Source organism: Streptomyces sp. NPDC093085 (assembly GCF_040683935.1).
Lineage (GTDB): Bacteria > Actinomycetota > Actinomycetes > Streptomycetales > Streptomycetaceae > Streptomyces.
Genome location: NZ_JBFBFB010000024.1, coordinates 1 through 18,671 on the forward strand (window position 1 = coordinate 1; position 18,671 = coordinate 18,671).

At 72.2% G+C, this 18,671-nt stretch carries 14 protein-coding genes; 9 read left to right on the forward strand and 5 right to left on the reverse strand.

What is annotated here, in order from left to right:
- Positions 1-238 precede the first annotated feature (238 nt).
- From AB0O07_RS35525 to AB0O07_RS35545, 5 genes are all read left to right on the forward strand, one after another.
- Entirely contained in the window at positions 239-1,408 is a 1,170-nt protein-coding gene (locus AB0O07_RS35525; protein WP_365641597.1) for an ABC transporter ATP-binding protein, read from the forward strand.
- Positions 1,405-2,073, forward strand: coding sequence for an HAD family phosphatase (locus tag AB0O07_RS35530; RefSeq protein WP_365641599.1), 669 nt, complete (start codon positions 1,405-1,407; stop codon positions 2,071-2,073). Before AB0O07_RS35525 ends, AB0O07_RS35530 begins: the two co-directional genes overlap by 4 nt.
- A 384-nt stretch (positions 2,074-2,457) precedes the next feature.
- Complete coding sequence (gene ppdK / locus AB0O07_RS35535; RefSeq protein ID WP_365641602.1) at positions 2,458-5,211, forward strand: pyruvate, phosphate dikinase; 2,754 nt, start codon at positions 2,458-2,460, stop codon at positions 5,209-5,211.
- Positions 5,212-5,533: 322 nt separating this feature from the next.
- Positions 5,534-7,288, forward strand: coding sequence for an ABC transporter permease subunit (locus AB0O07_RS35540; RefSeq protein ID WP_365641604.1), 1,755 nt, complete (start codon positions 5,534-5,536; stop codon positions 7,286-7,288).
- An 18-nt stretch (positions 7,289-7,306) separates the two neighbouring features.
- The gene (locus tag AB0O07_RS35545) at positions 7,307-8,731 is read left to right on the forward strand and encodes a nitrate/sulfonate/bicarbonate ABC transporter ATP-binding protein (protein WP_365641606.1); all 1,425 of its coding nucleotides are present in this window, start codon (positions 7,307-7,309) and stop codon (positions 8,729-8,731) included.
- Between the two features lie 97 nt (positions 8,732-8,828).
- Here AB0O07_RS35545 and AB0O07_RS35550 read toward each other — a convergent pair whose 3' ends face one another.
- Positions 8,829-9,266 carry a metalloregulator ArsR/SmtB family transcription factor gene (locus AB0O07_RS35550; protein WP_365641608.1) on the reverse strand — a complete coding sequence of 146 codons (438 nt, stop codon included), beginning with the start codon at positions 9,264-9,266 and terminating at the stop codon, positions 8,829-8,831.
- Positions 9,267-9,623: 357 nt separating this feature from the next.
- Here AB0O07_RS35550 and AB0O07_RS35555 point away from each other — a divergent pair, with 357 nt between their 5' ends.
- Positions 9,624-10,646, forward strand: a complete 1,023-nt coding sequence (locus tag AB0O07_RS35555) for a winged helix-turn-helix domain-containing protein (protein ID WP_365641610.1) — start codon at positions 9,624-9,626, stop codon at positions 10,644-10,646.
- A 174-nt stretch (positions 10,647-10,820) separates the two neighbouring features.
- The gene (locus AB0O07_RS35560) at positions 10,821-12,236 is read left to right on the forward strand and encodes an endo-1,4-beta-xylanase (RefSeq protein WP_365641611.1); all 1,416 of its coding nucleotides are present in this window, start codon (positions 10,821-10,823) and stop codon (positions 12,234-12,236) included.
- 32 nt (positions 12,237-12,268) lie between these two features.
- On the opposite strand, the gene nirD is transcribed toward AB0O07_RS35560, so the two are convergent.
- The gene (nirD, locus tag AB0O07_RS35565; protein WP_365641613.1) at positions 12,269-12,688 is read right to left on the reverse strand and encodes a nitrite reductase small subunit NirD; all 420 of its coding nucleotides are present in this window, start codon (positions 12,686-12,688) and stop codon (positions 12,269-12,271) included.
- A complete protein-coding gene (gene nirB, locus AB0O07_RS35570; protein ID WP_365641615.1) occupies positions 12,685-15,315 on the reverse strand; it encodes a nitrite reductase large subunit NirB in 2,631 nt (876 codons plus the stop codon). The genes nirD and nirB overlap by 4 nt, the downstream gene beginning before the upstream one ends.
- 238 nt (positions 15,316-15,553) lie before the next feature.
- On the opposite strand from nirB, the gene AB0O07_RS35575 reads away from it, so the two are divergent.
- Positions 15,554-16,333 carry a TSUP family transporter gene (locus tag AB0O07_RS35575; RefSeq protein WP_365641617.1) on the forward strand — a complete coding sequence of 260 codons (780 nt, stop codon included), beginning with the start codon at positions 15,554-15,556 and terminating at the stop codon, positions 16,331-16,333.
- A 37-nt stretch (positions 16,334-16,370) separates the two neighbouring features.
- Here the strand turns inward: AB0O07_RS35575 and AB0O07_RS35580 are convergent, their stop codons facing one another.
- On the reverse strand, positions 16,371-17,183 hold the full coding sequence (locus AB0O07_RS35580; protein WP_365641619.1) for an aminotransferase class IV: 813 nt from the start codon (positions 17,181-17,183) through the stop codon (positions 16,371-16,373).
- 93 nt (positions 17,184-17,276) lie between these two features.
- Here AB0O07_RS35580 and AB0O07_RS35585 point away from each other — a divergent pair, with 93 nt between their 5' ends.
- Positions 17,277-17,933 carry an NAD(P)H-dependent oxidoreductase gene (locus AB0O07_RS35585; RefSeq protein WP_365641621.1) on the forward strand — a complete coding sequence of 219 codons (657 nt, stop codon included), beginning with the start codon at positions 17,277-17,279 and terminating at the stop codon, positions 17,931-17,933.
- A 37-nt stretch (positions 17,934-17,970) separates the two neighbouring features.
- Here the strand turns inward: AB0O07_RS35585 and AB0O07_RS35590 are convergent, their stop codons facing one another.
- Positions 17,971-18,597 carry an ElyC/SanA/YdcF family protein gene (locus AB0O07_RS35590; protein WP_365641681.1) on the reverse strand — a complete coding sequence of 209 codons (627 nt, stop codon included), beginning with the start codon at positions 18,595-18,597 and terminating at the stop codon, positions 17,971-17,973.
- Between the last annotated feature and the right edge of the window lie 74 nt (positions 18,598-18,671).

Consider the following 18,671-nt stretch of genomic DNA (forward strand, 5'->3'; position numbering starts at 1 on the left):
GGGGGGGGGGGGGGGGGGGGGGGGGGGGGGGGGGGGCCCCCCCCCCCCCCCCCGGCCGCTCCGGCCGCCGCGTCGTCGGCTCCGGGGACGGGTGCGGGCGCGGGCGCGGGGGCGGCTTCGCCGTCTGCTTCCGCCGCTGGTTCCGCCGCTGGTTCCGTTTCCGCCGCCGCGTCCGCGTCCGGTGTGTCCGTGTCCGCCGCGTCTGCCGCGTCCCCCGTCCCAGAGAAGGAGTAGCCCCATGTCCCCCACCACCGCGGTCACCACCGGACCGCCCGCGGCGCGTACGGAGGCATCCGGCGCCCGTGTCGAATTCCGCGGGCTGCGGCGCGCCTTCGGCCCCACCGTCGCCCTCGACGGGCTCGACCTCACCGCCGAACCCGGTGAACTCCTCGCCCTGCTCGGCCCCTCCGGGTGCGGCAAGACCACCGCGCTCCGGGTCCTCGCGGGCTTCGAACACCCCGACGCGGGCGAGGTGCTGGTGGACGGCGAGGACATCACCGGCGTCCCCGCCAACCGCCGCGACGCGGGCATGGTCTTCCAGTCGTACAGCCTCTTCCCGCACCTCAACGCCCGCGACAACGTCGCCTTCGGGCTGCGGGTACGGAAGGTCTCCACCGCCGAACGGCGCGCCCGCGCGGCCGAACTCCTCGACCTGGTCGGGCTGCCCGAGCACGGCGACCGCTTCCCGCACCAGATGTCCGGCGGCCAGCAGCAGCGGGTCGCGCTCGCCCGCGCGCTGGCGCTGCGCCCGCGCGTCCTGCTGCTGGACGAGCCGCTCTCGGCGCTCGACGCCAAGGTGCGGCTCACCCTGCGCGAGGAGATCCGGCGGCTCCAGCTCTCGCTGGGCATCACCACCATCTTCGTCACGCACGACCAGGAGGAGGCGCTCTCCATGGCCGACCGGGTGGCCGTGCTCAACGCGGGCCGTCTGGAGCAGTGCGCGCCGCCCGCCGAACTGTACGAGCGGCCCGCCACCGCCTTCGTCGCGGAGTTCGTCGGCACGATGAACCGGCTGCCGGGGGAGGTGACCGGGGCCGGTACCGGGGCCGGTACCGGGGCCGACAGCGACGGTGGCGGTGCGGTCGCGGGCGAGGGTGCTTCGGTGCTGGTCGCGGGGGTCACGCTGCCCGTGGACGGAGAGGTTCCGGCGGGCGGGGGCGCCGTCGAGGTGCTGATACGGCCCGAGAACATCACCGCCACCGCCGACCCCGCGGGCAGCGCCACGGTGGTCTCCACCTCCTTCCTCGGCGCGGTCACCCGGGTCCTGCTCGACCTCCCCGGCTCCACCGCCGTCCACGCGGATGTGCCGTCGCGCGACGCCGGGGTGCTCACGCCGGGGGTACGCGCCCGGGTCGAACCGGCGCGCCGCCCGGTGCTCGTCGTACCGGCGCGCGAGGGGCGCGGATGACGGCGCGGCCCGCCGCCGTGCTCTTCGACATGGACGGCACCCTCGTGGACACGGAGGTGCTGTGGTGGGAGACGGCCGAGGAGGTCGCGGCGGGCCTCGGCCACCGGCTCACCGGCGCGGACGCGCCGGAGGTGGTCGGCCGGGCCGTCGCCGACACCGCCGCTCATCTGATCAGGGTCACGGGGGCGACGGATCCGGCGGCGCCGGAGCGGGTCGCCGCCGCGCTCTCCCAGGGGTTCTTCCGGCGGGTCGACGCGGGGGCGCCGCCCCGTCCCGGCGCCCGCCGGCTGCTCGCCGAACTGGAGTCGGCCGGGGTGCCGTTCGCGCTGGTCAGTGCCTCGCCCCGGACGGTCGTGGACGCGGTGGTGCACGGTGCGCTGGCCGATGTCCCGTTCGCCTTCACGCTCTCGGCCGACGACACCGTACGGACCAAGCCGCACCCGGATCCGTACCGGGCGGCCGCGGAGCGGCTGGGGCTCGACCCCGGCGCCTGTGTCGCGGTGGAGGACTCCCCGGACGGCACCGCCTCCGCCGTCGCCGCGGGGTCCGCGGTGCTGGTGGTGCCGTCGTTGCTGCCGGTGCCCGAGGGGGCCGGGCGCTCCTTCGCGCGGAGCCTGGAGGAGGTCGACCTCGGGGTGCTGGGCGCGGCACTGGGGGCGCGATGACGGCGCGCCCGAGGGGTGCGTCAAGGGGGTGATTCTCGCCACGTTTGATGTGGCCCTGGCTCAGATGAGCGGATCTTGACTCCGTTCCCCGTGCATTGAAGACGGAAAGGGTGGCACTCGGTGCCACCCTTTCCGTCTTCAAGAAATGAAAACAGACGTCGATGTCAGCGCTCAAATGAGCGCGGCTGGTCATCTCCGGGTCATGCCCGCTTCGAGGGGTGAACGAGGCGCCGCGCCCCCTGTCGTCCGGGGGCCGCTTTCGATCCGGTGGCGGACGCGCGGTTAAGGCCGTATGACAGTTAAGTGGCCGTACCCAGGCGCCTTCGATCTGGGTATGTTCCTCGCCAGCCAGGTCAGCCACCGCGTCGCCGAGGAGTCAACACCGTGCCGGAAACCAGTGATTCCCACGTAGCTTCCCACGCAGCCACCTCCGAGAAGTACGTGTACGACTTCACCGAGGGCAACAAAGACCTGAAGCATCTCCTCGGCGGCAAAGGCGCCAACCTGGCGGAGATGACCAACCTCGGGCTCCCCGTCCCGCCCGGCTTCACCATCACCACCGAGGCGTGCAACACGTACCTCGACACCGGTACGGAACCGGCCGCCCTCCGCGACGAGGTCAGCGCCCATCTCGACGCGCTGGAGACCCGGATGGGCAAGAAGCTCGGTCAGCACGACAACCCGCTGCTGGTCTCGGTCCGCTCCGGCGCCAAGTTCTCCATGCCCGGCATGATGGACACCGTCCTCAACGTCGGGCTCTCCGACGCCTCGGTCGCCGGACTCGCCGCGCAGACCGGCGACGAACGCTTCGCGTGGGACTCGTACCGCCGGCTCATCCAGATGTTCGGCAGGACCGTGCTCGGCGTCGACGGCGAGCTGTTCGAGGAGGCGCTGGAGGAGGCCAAGCGGGCGCAGGGCGCCGCCACCGATGTCGATCTCGCCGTCGCCGACCTGAAGAAGCTGGTCAAACACTTCAAGAAGATCGTCAGCCGGGAGGCGGGCCGCGACTTCCCGCAGGACCCGCGCGAGCAGATGGACCTCGCCATCCGCTCGGTCTTCGCGTCCTGGAACACCGACCGCGCCAAGCTCTACCGCCGCCAGGAGCGCATCCCCGGCAACCTCGGCACCGCCGTCACCATCTGCTCCATGGTCTTCGGCAACCTCGGCCCGACGGCGACATCGAAAGGCGGCGGCACCGGCGTCGCCTTCACCCGTGACCCGGCCAGCGGCCACCAGGGCGTCTACGGCGACTACCTCCAGAACGCGCAGGGCGAGGACGTCGTCGCCGGCATCCGCAACACCGTCCCGCTCGCCGAACTCGCCACCATCGACAAGGAGTCGTACGACCGGCTCCTCGCCATCATGGAGACCCTGGAGAACCACTACCGGGACCTGTGCGACATCGAGTTCACCATCGAGCGCGGCCAGTTGTGGATGCTCCAGACCCGGGTCGGCAAGCGCACCGCCGGCGCCGCCTTCCGGATCGCCACCCAACTCGTCGACCAGGGGCTGATCGACGAGGCCGAGGCGCTCCAGCGCGTCAACGGCGCCCAGCTCGCGCAGCTCATGTTCCCGCGCTTCGACGAGGAGGCCAAGCGCGAACTGCTCGGCCGGGGCATCGCCGCCTCACCGGGCGCCGCCGTCGGCAAGGCCGTCTTCGACTCGTACACCGCGATCAAATGGTCCCGCTCCGGCGAGAAGGTCATCCTCATCCGCCGCGAGACCAACCCCGACGACCTCGAAGGCATGATCGCCGCCGAGGGGATCCTCACCTCGCGCGGCGGCAAGACCTCGCACGCCGCCGTCGTCGCCCGCGGCATGGGGAAGACCTGTGTCTGCGGCGCCGAGGAGCTGGAGGTCGACACCAAGGCGCGGCGGCTCACCGTGGGCACGACCGTGATCGAGGAGGGCGACGTCGTCTCCATCGACGGCTCGACCGGCAAGGTCTACCTCGGCGAGGTCCCCGTCGTGCCGTCCCCCGTGGTGGAGTACTTCGAGGGCCGGATGCACGCGGGCGCGGACGACGCCGACGAACTGGTCGAGGCCGTTCACCGGATCATGGCGTACGCCGACCGCCGCCGCAGGCTCCGGGTGCGCGCCAACGCCGACAACGCCGAGGACGCGCTGCGCGCCCGCCGCTTCGGGGCCCAGGGCATCGGGCTCTGCCGTACGGAGCACATGTTCCTCGGCGAGCGGCGCGGGATGGTCGAGAAGTTGATCCTGGCCGACACCGAGGAGGAGCGCGAGGAGGCACTGGGTGCCTTGCTGCCGCTCCAGAAGAAGGACTTCATCGAGCTCTTCGAGGCGATGGACGGCCTCCCCGTGACGGTCCGGCTCCTCGACCCGCCGCTCCACGAGTTCCTGCCCGACATCACCGAACTCTCGGTACGGGTCGCCCTCGCCGAGGCCCGCAAGGACCACAACGAGAACGACCTGCGCCTCCTCCAGGCCGTCCACAAGCTCCACGAGCAGAACCCCATGCTCGGGCTGCGCGGGGTACGGCTCGGGCTGGTCATCCCGGGGCTCTTCGCCATGCAGGTACGGGCCATCGCGGAGGCCGCCGCCGAGCGGAAGAACGCCAAGGGCGATCCGCGCGCCGAGATCATGATCCCGCTGGTCGGCACGGTCCAGGAGCTGGAGATCGTCCGGGACGAGGCCGAGCAGGTCATCGCGGAGGTCGAGCGGGCGAGCGGCTGCGCCCTCAAGCTGGCGCTCGGCACGATGATCGAGCTGCCGCGCGCGGCGCTGACGGCCGGCCAGATCGCGGAGGCCGCCGAGTTCTTCTCGTTCGGCACCAACGACCTCACCCAGACCGTCTGGGGCTTCTCCCGCGACGACGTGGAGGCCAGCTTCTTCACGGCCTACCTGGAGAAGGGCATCTTCGGGGTCTCGCCGTTCGAGACCATCGACCGGGACGGCGTGGGCTCGCTGGTACGGGACGCCGTCGCGGCGGGCCGGGCCACCCGCCCCGGGCTCAAGCTGGGCGTCTGCGGCGAACACGGCGGCGACCCGGAGTCCGTGCACTTCTTCCACGAGGTCGGCCTCGACTACGTCTCCTGCTCGCCGTTCCGGATCCCCGTGGCACGCCTGGAGGCGGGCCGCGCGGCGGGCGAGTCGAGCGGCAGCGACTCGCGCTAGCCGACGCGCCACCGGGACCGCCGCGCCGGCCCGTTCCTCACCCTCGCCCGGGCCGGCGGGGGCGGTCCCGGGCACGGAGGGGCGGGCGCACTGTGCGGTGCGCCCGCCCCCTTTTTCCTGTCACCCCCGTCTCTCCCGTCTCTCCTGCCTCTCCCGTTCTGACCTCTGGCTTCTCGCCGCTCTTCACTCGTCCGGGTGAGGGAGGTGATTGGTATTTGCGTATCGACGCAAGAAGGGGCACGCTTGATCGGGACGGGCCTCCGGCGTGCTGCCGCGAGGCATGGCTCGGCGCTGTGCGCATGGTGGGGAGGGGAGGCCGGTGATGTCGTTCCGTACGGACCGGACCCCCGCGCGCGCCGAACTCTCCGCACCCCTCGCCGGGCGCGGGCCCCGGCTTTCCTGGGTGGACCTGGTCGTCGCCGCTGCCGTGCTCGTCCTGCTGTACGTGACCCTGCGCGTCGGCCAGGGGACCACGGTCTCCTTCCACCCCAGCGAGTCGGTGCGGGTGAGCACCGACCCCGCCGAGCTCCCCTACGACGCGGCGCGCAGCCTGCTCCGGATGTTCCTCGCGCTGGCCCTCTCCCTGGCCTTCACCTTCGTCTACGCGTACGCGGCGGCCAAGAGCCGGCGGCTGGAGCGGATCCTGATCCCGGCGCTGGACATCCTCCAGTCGGTGCCCGTGCTGGGCTTCCTGACCGTCGCGGTGACCGGGTTCATCGCCCTGTTCCCCGGTTCGGTGCTGGGCCTGGAGTGCGCGTCGATCTTCGCGATCTTCACCTCGCAGGCGTGGAACATGACCTTCGGCTTCTACCACTCCCTCATCTCGCTCCCCCGCGAACTCGACGAACTCTCCCGCTCGTTCCGCTTCACCCGGTGGATGCGGTTCTGGAAGGTGGAGCTGCCGTCGGGCGCGATCGGGCTGGTGTGGAACGGGATGATGAGCTTCGGCGGCGGCTGGTTCTTCCTGGTGGCCTCCGAGGCGATCAGCGTCAACAACAAGAACTACGCCCTGCCCGGCGTCGGCTCCTACGCGGGCGCCGCGATCGCCGAGGGCGACCTGGCCAAGGTCGGCTATGCGATCGCCACCATGACCTTCCTGGTCGTCGCCGTGAACTTCCTGTTCTGGCGCCCGCTGACCGCCTGGGCCGAGCGGTTCAAGAACGAGCAGTCCGAGGCGGGCGAGGTGCAGCGCTCCGTCGTCCTCGACTTCCTGCGCCGCTCCAACTGGCCCCGGCTGCTCGGGCGTCTGCTCCGGCCGGCGGGGCTGGCCGCGAGCCGGGCGGGCCGGATCTTCGGCACCGACGACCGGCCGCTGGTCGTCCACCCCCTCCGGCGCCGCACGGGCGATATCGTCTTCGCGCTGGTGGCGGGGGTGGCGATCGTCTGGGGCCTGTTCGACCTGGGCCGCTACCTCCATGACCGCACGGGGCTCGGGGTCTTCGGCGAACCGCTGCTGCTCGGCCTCGCCACCTTCGGCCGGGTCGTGGTCCTGGTGGTGGTCGCCACGGTGATCTGGGTGCCCGTCGGGGTCCGGATCGGCTTCTCACCGCGCCTGACCCGGGTCGCCCAGCCGCTCGTCCAGATCCTGGCCAGCTTCCCCGCCAACTTCCTCTTCCCGCTGGCCGTCTGGTTCTTCCTCAGGACGGGGCTCTCCCTCGATGTGGGCGGCATCCTGCTGATGGCGCTCGGCGCCCAGTGGTACATCCTGTTCAACACGATCGCCGGGGCCATGTCCATCCCCACCGACCTCCGCGAGGCCATGGACGACCTGGGGGTGCGCGGCGGACAGCGCTGGAGACGCCTGATCATCCCGGGCATCTTCCCGTCCTATGTGACCGGCGGCATCACCGCGTCGGGCGGGGCCTGGAACGCGTCGATCGTCGCCGAGGTAGTCACCTTCGGCGCCACCACCCTCACCGCCACCGGCCTGGGCGCGTATATCGCCAAGGCGACCGAGAGCGGCGACTTCCCCCATCTGCTGGCCGGGGTCGCCGTGATGAGCCTGTACGTCGTCGGGCTCAACCGGCTCGTCTGGCGCCGCCTGTACCGCCTGGCCGAAACCCGCTACAGCCTGTGACCGAGAGAGGAGCCGACGATGGCCCCGCGATCCCTGCGTTCCCTGCTGCGGGGCGACCGTGCCCCGCGCACCCCGTACGGCGCCACCGCGCCCCGCCCCCGGGCCGCCGACGGTGAGCTGCTGCTCTCCGCCGAGGCCCTCACCAAGTCGTATGCCGGAGCCGACGGCGAACTCCCCGTCCTCTCCGGGATCGACCTCCAGGTCCGCGCCGGGGAGATCGTCGCCCTGCTCGGCAAGTCGGGCTCCGGCAAGTCGACCCTGCTGCGCTGTCTGGCCGGCCTGCTGCCGCCCAGCTCCGGGACGCTCACCTACCGGGGCGAGACACTGACCGGGGCCAACCCCGGCACCGCGATGGTCTTCCAGACCTTCGCGCTGCTCCCCTGGCTGACCGTGCAGCAGAACGTCGAACTCGGCCTGGAGGCCCGGGGCGTCTCCGCCGCCGTGCGGGCCGAGGCAGCCGTGCGGGCCATCGACCTGATCGGCCTCGACGGCTTCGAGTCCGCCTACCCGAAGGAGCTGTCCGGCGGGATGCGGCAGCGCGTCGGCTTCGCCCGCGCCCTGGTGGTGGAGCCCGATGTGCTGATGATGGACGAGCCGTTCTCCGCGCTGGACGTGCTGACCGCGGAGAACCTGCGCGGCGAGCTGATGGAGCTGTGGGAGTCGGGCCAGTTCCCCACCCGGGCCATCGTGCTGGTCACCCACAACATCGAGGAGGCGGTGCTGATGGCCGACCGGATCGTCGTGCTCGGCTCGCGGCCGTACGGCACGATCCGGGAGTCCTTCGAGGTCGGCCTCGACCGGCCCCGGGACCGGCACTCCGCCGCCTTCGAGGAGCTCATCGACCGCGTCTACCGCACCATGACCGGCCGGGCCAGGGAGACCCGGCTGCCCGGCCGCCCCGAGGGGGTCGAGGCGGACCGGCGCACCGCCGCCAACACCCCGCTGCCCACCGCCAGTGTCGACGGGCTCTCGGGCCTCGCCGAGATGGTGCTGCACCAGGGCGGGCGGTGCGATCTCGCCGATCTCGCGGACGATCTGGTCCTGGAGATCGACGACATCCTGCCTATCGTGGACGCCCTCGACCTGCTCGGATTCGCGAAGATCAGCGGGGACGACCTGGTCCTCACCGAGCGCGGCACCGCCTTCGCCGGGGCCGATGTCCAGGAGTCCAAGACCATTTTCGCCGCCGCCGTACTGGGCGCCCCGCTGGTCACCCTGATCACCACGAGCCTGCGGCAGAGCCCCGAGGGCACCCTGCGGGCCGGCTTCTTCCGGGATGTCCTGGCCCACCACTTCACCAGCGAACAGGTCACCCGGCAGTTGGAGGTGGCCACCGACTGGGGCCGCTACGCCGAACTGTACGCATACGACGCCGAACCGGAGGAGTACCGCCTCGACGAGGGGGACGCACCCGGGGACGCACCCCCACCCCGGGAGGCGTGAAGGAGGCAGGTGGGCAGGGGATGCGAGGGGGACAGGTGATGTGCGAGGGCAGGTGATGTGCGGGGAGGGCGCGGGGGAGAGGTACGGGCGGGTGCCGTCAGCGGCCGGGGGCCGGGTGCTGGTGGGGGCGTACCGGCGTCGGCATCCGTACGCCCTGACGGGCGGTGGCCGGGGCCGGTTCCTCGCGGGGGGCCGTGCCGTCCGGAGCGGCGGCCGGGGTGACGGGGTCGCCGACCGCGTCCGCCGCCAGGGACGCCTCCTCCAGCAGGCCCGTCACATGCGCGCCCGACGCCCGGTAGTAGATCCGCGTGCCCTCGCGCCGGGAGGTGACCAGACCGGCCGCCCGCAGCTTCGCCAGATGCTGGGAGGTCGCCGCGACATGCGCGCCCAGCAGTTCGGCGAGTGCGCTCACCGGCTGCTCGCTCCGGCTCAGCGCCCACAGCAGCCGGTACCGCGACGGGTCGGCCACCGCCTTCAGCACCGCCACCGCCCGGTCGGCTCCGGCTGAATCCCACGGCGTAACTTGCGCTCCCATGCAAATAGCCTACCCGGGTCCCGGGGTGCCCGTGCCGGTTCCCCTGCCGGAAATGCCGAAAGAAACCATCGGGAAGGGGCACGGCCGGAGGATCCCCACCCACCGGCCGTGCCATTACGCGAGCCGGGCATGGAGCCGCAACCCGACCGACCGCCGCCAGGTGCGCAAAGCCCCCCACGGCCTTCGGCACACCCTTTCGGACGTTCGGGTTTCATGCCCGACGAGGTACAGCTTTTCGTCTGGCGACCGGCGTCCGCCAGGCGTTTCAAGTGTGGCTGAAACACCGTGGTAACAGCCGGTGATGGCGTGCATACTCGGTGCCGGGGCGCGATGGTGGGGCAAACAGGTGGGGACGGGATGCTGCGTATTCATTTCACCGGAAACGACCTGGGCGGGGTCAGGATGGCGGCCGGGCCCGATCCGTTATGGGAGACGATTCTCAGCTTTCATCGAATAAGGGATCGGCGCGGGCCGCTTGTCTACGGAGAATGGCGCGGAGAAACACGGAGCAAGTTGAAAGGGGAAACGAGTCTGCTCTCGGCGCTCGTTCCGCAGCGCGGCTATTTCCCGGATTTCCTCACCCCCGCGCAAGGCCGGTTCGGTATGGACGCGGGGCTCGAAGCGCTCCGGGCCACCCCGTCCGAGCGGGTCCGCGCCGAACTCGCCCTGGTGGCCGCCGGTACCGGTCGCCCGGCCCGCAAGGATCCCGGCGGCCGGCTCGCCACCCTCGCCGACGGCGGACCAGGGTGCCTGGGCCACCTCGTGGACACCATCCGTACGTACCACCGCGTCGCCGTCGAGCCGTACTGGCCCCGGATCCGCGCCCGGGTCGACGCCGACCGCGCGCTGCGCGGCCGGGCCCTGCTCGACGGCGGCGCCGGCCGGCTCCTCGCCACCCTCCCGCCGATGGTGCGCTGGAACGGCACCGTGCTGGAGGCCGACTACCCCGTCGAGCGCGAACTGCGGCTGGACGGACGCGGACTGCTCCTCCAGCCGTCCTTCTTCTGCCGCTCGACCGCCGTCGTCCAGCGGGACCCCGCCCTGCCGCCCGTCCTCGTCTACCCGGTCACCCACTCCGACGCGCCCGCCGCCGCCGAGCGCGGCGGCCCCTCGCTCGGCCGGCTCCTCGGCCACACCCGCTCGGCGGTCCTCCGGGCCATCGGCCAGGGCGCGACCACCAGCGAACTCGCCCTCCGGACCGGCGTCTCGCTCGCCTCGGCCAGCCAGCACGCCGGTGTCCTGCGCGAGTCGGGCCTCGTGGCCACCCTCCGCCACGGCAACGCCGTGCTGCACACGGTGACCCCGCTCGGCGCCGCCCTGCTGAGCGGCCGGGCCGCGGCGGACGGCCTCTACGCGGCGAACCGCCGGACCGGCTCGTAGCGCCGGGTGCCGGTGCCGGTGCCGGGTGTCGGGTGTCGGGTGCCGGTGCCGTTGACGAAGCCCGGCCGCGCCTCTACGTTCCTCCCCGCACCCGTCGAAACTTTCAGGGAACTTTCCGAAACCTCGCTGTGGGAGCCTCCACGAGAAGGGACGATCGTGAGGAATCTCCGCGCCATGACCCGGCGCCGGCGGCGTACCGTCGCCGCCCGCGTCGCGGCCACCGTCTCCGCCCTGACCGCCGCCGCCGTCGCGGCGGTCGGATTCGCCGCACCCGCCCACGCCGCCGACCCCGTGCTCCGCGATCTCGCAGCGGCGAAGGGGGTCTACTTCGGCACCGCCGTCACCGCCTCCAAACTCACCGGCACATACGGCGCCATCACCGGCGCCCAGTTCAACTCCATCACCCCCGGCAACGAGATGAAGTGGGGCTCCGTCGAGCCGACCCGGGGGAGCTTCAACTGGGGCGGCGCCGACCAGGTGGTGAACTTCGCCGCCGCCAACGGGCAGAAGGTGCGCGGCCATACCCTCGTCTGGCACAGCCAGATGCCCGACTGGCTGGCCAACGGCACGTTCGGCGACAGCGAACTGCGCACCATCATGACCGACCACGTCACCACCGAGGCCGCCCGCTACGCCGGGAGGATCGACCACTGGGACGTCGTCAACGAGCCGCTCAACGAGGACGGCACGATGCGGGCGAGCAAGTTCTACACCCAGCTCGGCGAGTCCTACATCGCCGACGCCTTCCGTGCCGCCCGCGCCGCCGACCCCGCCGCCAAGCTCTACATCAACGACTACAACACCGACGGCACGGGCGCCAAGAGCAACGGCATGTACTCCCTGGTCCAGCGCCTCAAGGCGCAGGGCGTGCCGATCGACGGCGTCGGCTTCCAGGGCCATCTCATCCTCGGCCAGGTGCCCGCCACCCTCCAGGCCAACCTCCAGCGCTTCGCCGATCTCGGCGTGGACGTCGCGATCACCGAACTCGACATCCGGATGACCCTTCCCGCGACCGACGCCAAACTCGCCCAGCAGAAGGACGAGTACCGGGCCGTCACCGCCGCCTGCCTCGCCGTCTCCCGCTGCGAGGGCGTCACCGCCTGGGGCTTCACCGACTCCGACTCCTGGATCCCGGGCACCTTCCCGGGCCAGGGCGCGGCCACCCCGTACGACGAGAACTTCCAGCCCAAGCCCGCCTACTACGGGATCGCCGAAGCCCTCGGCTGGAGCGGCGGGGACGGCGGCGGGGGCGGCGGTACGGACCCGGCCGGCGGATGCGCGGTCGGGTACACCGTGCAGAGCCAGTGGAACACCGGCTTCACCGCCGAGGTGACCGTGCGCAACACCGGTACGGCCCCGGTCAGCGGCTGGACGGTGCGCTGGACCTGGCCCTCGGGCCAGACCGTCACCTCGGCGTGGAACACCACCCTCACCCAGTCCGGCAGCCAGGTCACCGCCGTCAACGCCGCCCACAACGCGGCCATCGCCGCGGGCGGTTCGGTCTCCTTCGGCTTCAACGGCGCCTGGAGCGGCGTCAACACCGCGCCCACCGGCTTCACCCTCAACGGCAGCGCCTGCGCCACGTCGTAACGTACCTGCTCACCTCCGCGGTACGGACGTACCTACGTGGTGGCCGGTACGCGCGTCCGCAGCCGGGCCTCGTACGCCTGGACGGCGACCTCCTCGTCGTCCAGGCAGCGGCCGGTCGCCAGCTCGAAGCGCTGTTTCAGCAGCGGCGACGCCACGAAGAACCGCCCCTCGTGCGTTCCGGTCAGCCCCCGGGAGAGCACATACGCCCCGGAGAACGGATCCCGGTTGGAGATCGCGTACGGCCGTCCCGACCGGTCCAGGAAGACCGCCACCTGACGGCCGTCCGGGAGCAGCGCGGCCACCCCGCGGCCCGGGGTGAGCGTGTCCGGCGCGCAGACGGGGTACCACTCGTCGTCGCCGAGCAGCACGTCGAGGGTGCTGCCTTCGAGGGTGCTGCCTTCGAGGGTGCTGTCTCCGAGGGTGCTGTCTCCGAGCGTGGAGGATCCGGTCATCGGGCGTTCGCCCCTTCCAGGGGTTCCAGGGTGAGGAGGACCAGGTCGGGCTTGACCTGGTCGCGTTCCGGTACGAACTTCACCGTCGGGTCCGGCGCGTCGGGCGCGTTGACGAAGGAGACGAACCGCCGCAGCCGCTCCGGGTCGTTGATGGTCTCGGCCCACTCGTCGCGGTATCCCGCGACATGCGCCGCCATCAGCGCCTCCAGCTCCGCGCAGAGCCCCAGCGAGTCATGGACCACCACGTCCCGTACGTGGTCGAGTCCGCCCTCGATCCGCTCCAGCCATGCCGAGGTGCGCTCCAGCCGGTCGGCGGTGCGGATGTAGAACATCAGGAACCGGTCGATCAGCCGTACGAGCCCGGCGTCGTCCAGGTCCTGCGCCAGGAGCTCCGCGTGGCGCGGGTCGGCGCCGCCGTTCCCGCCGACGTAGAGGTTCCAGCCGTTGGCGGTGGCGATGACCCCGAAGTCCTTCCCGCGCGCCTCGGCGCACTCGCGCGCGCACCCGGAGACCGCCGACTTCAGCTTGTGCGGCGAGCGCAGCCCCCGGTAGCGCAGCTCCAGGTCGATCGCCATCCGCACCGAGTCCTGCACGCCGTAGCGGCACCAGGTCTGCCCCACACAGGATTTGACGGTACGGAGCGACTTCCCGTACGCGTGCCCCGACTCGAAGCCCGCGTCCACCAGCCGGGTCCAGATCAGGGGCAACTGGTCCACGCGGGCGCCGAAGAGGTCGATCCGCTGGCCGCCGGTGATCTTCGTGTAGAGGCCGAAGTCCCGGGCCACCTCACCGATCACGATCAGCTTCTCCGGGGTGATCTCCCCGCCCGGAATCCGGGGGACGATCGAATACGACCCGTTGCGCTGGATGTTGGCGAGGAAGTGATCGTTGGTGTCCTGGAGTGCGGCCTGTTCGCCGTCCAGGACATAGCCGCTCGCGCCGATCGCGGGGGCGAGCGAGGCGATGATCGAGGCGACGGCCGGCTTGCAGATCTCGCAGCCGTCCCCGCCGCGTGCCCCCTCGCGGCCGTGCGTGTCGAGCAGCCGGGCGTACGAGGTGAGGCGCAGGGTGCGGATGATCTCGTACAACTCGCCCCGGGTGTGAGGGAAGCAGCCGCAGAGCCCGTGGTCGGCGGGCCCGTTGCCGTTCGCCGCCAGCAGTTGGCCGATCACCTTCACACAACTGCCGCACCCGGTGCCGGCCTTGGTGCACTTCTTCACCTCGGCGAGCGAGCCGCAGGGGTCGATGGCGCCCTTGGTGACGTTGTGGCAACTACAGATGACGGCCTCGTCGGGCAGCGCCTCCGGGCCCATCGCGACGGGCGCGCCGAGCCCGGCGGGCAGCACCAACTGCGCGGGCGCGACGGGCGGAACGCTCCCGGTGAGCGCGCGGAGGGTGCCGTACGCCTCGGCGTCGCCGACGAGCACCCCGCCCAGCAGGGTGCCGGACGCGTCCACCACCAGCTTCTTGTAGATCCCGGCGCGGGGGTCGGCGTAGACGACATCGAGGGCGCCGGGTGTGGCGCCGTGCGCGTCACCGAACGACGCGACGTCCACACCGAGCAGCTTGAGCTTGGTCGAGAGGTCGGCGCCGGTGAAGCCGGGGCCGGGGCCGGCCGGGACGGCTGAGCCTGTTCGGGCCGGCTCCTCGGGGTCGCCTCCGGCCGCGAAGGAACCGGCTGCCGTGGGGACATCGGCTGCCGCGAGGACGTCCGCGACCGTCGTGGCCATCTCGTATCCGGGCGCCACCAGCCCGTACACCCGGCCGTCCACCGCCTGCGCGCACTCGCCGATCGCGAAGACGGCGGGGTCGGACGTACGGCACCACGCGTCGACCACGATGCCGCCGCGCTCCCCGACCGCCAGCCCCGCGTCCCGCGCCAACTGGTCCCGGGGGCGCACCCCGGCCGAGAAGACGACGAGGTCGGTGGCGAGCGAGGAGCCGTCGGAGAGCGCCATTCCGGTGACGGTCCCCTCGGCGTCCGTCGTCACCTCCCGTGTGCCGACGCCCGTGTGCACCGTCAGGCCCATCTCCTCCACCGTGTGCAGCAGCGCCGTGCCGCCGCCCTCGTCGATCTGGACGGGCATCAGGCGGGGCGCGAACTCCACGATGTGCGTGGCGAGTCCGAGCCCCTTGAGCGCGCCCGCCGCCTCCAGGCCGAGCAGTCCGCCGCCGACGACCGCGCCGGTGCGGGCCGTCATCGCGTACTCCTCGATGGCGAGCAGGTCCTCGATGGTGCGGTAGACGAAACAGCCGGTCGCGTCCTTGCCCGGCACGGGCGGCACGAACGGGTACGAGCCGGTGGCCAGCACGAGCGTGTCGTACCGGAAGACCCGCCCGGCCCGCGAGGTGACCGTACGGGCGGCGCGGTCGACGCGCTCCGCCGGGTCGCCGAGGTGGAGTTCGATGGCGTTCGCGGCGAGGAAGTCCGGCTCCAGGAGGGTGAGGTCCTCGGGCGTACGGCCGTCGAAGTACGAGGTGAGCCGCACCCGGTCGTAGGCGGGGCGGGGCTCCTCGCAGAGCACCACGACCCGGGCCCGCCCGGTCACGCCGCGCTCGGCCAGGGCCTCCAGGAACCGCTGGCCGACCATTCCGTGGCCGACGACCACGATCGTGGGGGTGGACATCTCGGGGCCTCCATCGGTTGGTCGTGTCCGGAAGCCTGCGGGGCGGCTGTTACCCGTCCGCATCGCCTCCGTTTCCCGGACGGAACGCTGCGCTCAGCGCGGGCGGGGGGTGGGTGTGAGGGGGCCGGGAACTCGTTCCGCGTACTCGTGCCAGGTACTCGTGCCAGGTACTCGTGCCAGGTACTCGTTCCACGTACTCGTTGGACAGGCCATGTATCCGCTCCCTAAGGTCGCGGCCATGCCCGACATATCCCTGACAGTGATCCTTCTGCTCTGCCTCGCCGCCGCCGCGGCGGGATGGATCGACGCGGTGGTCGGCGGGGGCGGGATGCTGCTCCTGCCCGTGTTCCTGCTCGGCCTTCCGCAGGTCTCCGCCGCGCACATCCTCGGCACCAACAAGGCCGTCGCCATCGTCGGCACGACGGGCGCGGCGATCACCTACGCGCGCCGGGCGCCGGTGGACGTGGGGGCGGCGGTCAGGATCGGGCTCATGGCGCTCGCCGGGTCGATGGCCGGCGCGTTCTTCGCGGCCGGGATCAGCAGCGAGACGCTCCGCCCGGTGATCATGGTGGTGCTGCTGGGGGTCGCCGCGTTCGTGCTGCTCCGGCCCGGCTTCGGCCGGGAGCAGCGGCGCGGCCCGGTCGGGCGGGGGCGGGCGGTGCTGGCGATCGTGCTGGTGGGCGGCGGCATCGGCTTCTACGACGGGCTCTTCGGACCGGGTACGGGAACCTTTCTCGTCCTGGGGCTCACCGCGATACTCCACCTGGATCTGGTGACGGCCTCCGCCACCGCGAAGGTCGTGAACATCTGCACGAACGCGGGGGCACTGGCGATGTTCGCGTACCACGGCACGGTGTTCTGGCAGCTCGCCGGGGTGATGGCGCTCTTCAACCTGGCCGGCGGGATGGTGGGCGCGCGTATGGCGCTGAGCAAGGGGAGCGAGTTCGTCCGGGGGGTGCTGCTGGTCGTGGTCTTCTCGCTGGTCGCGAAGCTGGCGTTCGACCAGTGGTCGGGGTGAGGCGCGGGGCCGCGTGCCGGGTCCGGGTGGCGCGCCCTCAGATCACGTCCCACGCCACCCCTTCGTAGACTTCGCTCACCCTCCTCGACAGCGCCTCGTCGCCCGGCAGTACGGTCCCGTCGATCCGGCCGACCGGTGCGATCCCGTGCGAGTTGGTGAGGAAGGCGGCGCGGTACGAGCCGAGTCCCGCGAGGGTGACCTCGCGGCGTACACACGGGATCCCGGCGGCCGGAAGCAGCGGCTCCAGCAGCGCCATGGTGATACCGGTCAGAGCCGGGGCGTCCGGCCAGACCAGCGACGTGCCGTCCCAGAAGGCGATATTGGCGATGGCGCTCTCCGACACCACCCCGGCCGCGTCGACCAGCAGCGCGTCGTCGAACCCCGCGCGCCCCGCGAGCCGCCGGTAGTGGATCTGGGCGAAGCCCCCGAGGTGCTTGATATGCGGAACGGGCCGCTGGTACGGGACCGACATGAGCCCCTGCGGCCGGGCGGCCGGGGCCACGGGCGGGGCCACGGTCACCATCAGGGTCGGCTCGGGCGCGTCGGCGGGCCGGTGGACATGGACCCGGGCCGAGGCGGCCCGTACCCCGCCGAGCGCGTGCCGCAGCACCTCCCGTACCCGCGCACCGTCCAGCCCGGTGCCGAACAGTTCCCGGGTCGCCGCGTCCAGCCGGGCGAGGTGGTGCGCGAGGCCACGGGTCCGGCCGTCCCTGACCTGGAGCGCGGTGAAGTGCCCGTACGAGTCGAGGGCGCGCAGCCGCAGGTCGTCGGCGGTGGCGGGGCGCCCGTCGACCTCGACGGTGAGACCGGGCGGTGCGCTCTGCGAGGCGCTCTCGGAAGGGGTGATCATGCCGTCCACCGTATGTCGGAGGGGGCGGGGTGGGGCCGGGGTGGGGCCGGCCAGGGTTGACCTCAATCTTTGTTGAGGTTGCAGGCTTCTCCCATGCCTACGACTGAGGTCCTCGACCCCGTTTCCACCCCCACCCCCGCCCCTACCTCCGCACCCGTCTCTCCGTCCGCCCCCGCCCCGCTGAAGCTCGCCGTCATTCTCGGGAGCAACCGGGAGGGGCGCTTCGGGCCCGTCGTCTCCGACTGGTTCCTCTCCCGCGTCGCGTCGCGCGCCGACTTCACCGTCGAGCTGATCGACCTCGCCGGTGCAGCGCTGCCGCCGGTGCTCTCCTTCAACCTGGCGGAGGACGCCCGCGCCGGACTCGCCAAGGTCTCGGCGTCGCTGGCCGAGGCGGACGCGTTCGTCGTGCTCACGCCCGAGTACAACCACTCCTTCCCCGCACCCCTGAAGTCGCTCATCGACTGGCACCACGCCGAGTGGCAGGCCAAGCCGGTCGCCTTCGTCTCGTACGGCGGGATCTCCGGCGGCCTGCGCGCGGTCGAGCAGCTCCGGCAGGTCTTCGCCGAACTGCACGCCGTGACCGTCCGGGACACCGTCTCCTTCCACAACGCGGGCGCCCTCTTCGACGAGGAGGGCCGCCCCAAGGACCCCACCCGCTGCGACGCGGCGGCCACGACGATGCTCGACCAGCTCGCCTGGTGGGCCCTGGCCCTGCGGGAGGCCAAGGCGTCCCGCCCGTACGGCGGCTGACCCCGCGATACGGAGCTGCCCCTTCCCTGCCCCTTCCCTACCCCTGCTCCTCCTCCCGCCCCTCGGCCAGCGCCGCCGTCACCCCCGGCTCGGCCGGGCCGAGGTAGGTGGGGCGGCGGTCGGTGGCCGCGTCGGTCAGGGCCTTCCCCGCGGCGAACAGCTCCCGCACCCCGCCGTAGTACCAGGTCGCGTCGTGCGGCTCGGCGACCCCGACCCCGTACGCCTCGACCCCCGCCACCCCGCAGAGCGCCACCGCGCGCCGGACATGGAACCCCTGCGTCACCAGCAGCGCCCGCTCGACCCCGAAGATCTTCTTCGCCCGTACGCACGAGTCCCAGGTGTCGAACCCGGCGTAGTCGCTGACGATGTGCCGGTCGGGCACGCCCCGCTGGACCAGGTAGCCGCGCATGGCATCGGGCTCGTCGTACTCCACCCGGCTGTTGTCCCCGGTCACCAGGACGACCTTCACCTTCCCCGTGCGGTACAACTCGGCGGCGGTGTCCAGCCGGTGCGCCAGATACGGCGTGGGCCGCCCGGCCCGGAGCCCCGCGCCGAAGACCACGGCGACATCCTCGGCCGGCGCCTCCGCCACCGTACGGATCCGGCCGTCCGCCGCCGCGTGCAGCCAGGTCGAGGGCGCCAGCGCCAGGGCGCACCCCACCATGACCACCTGCACGGCGCGCCGCCGCCGGGCCCGCGGCTCGCCGCCCAGCAGCCGCCTCGCCGCGCCCAGCAGCC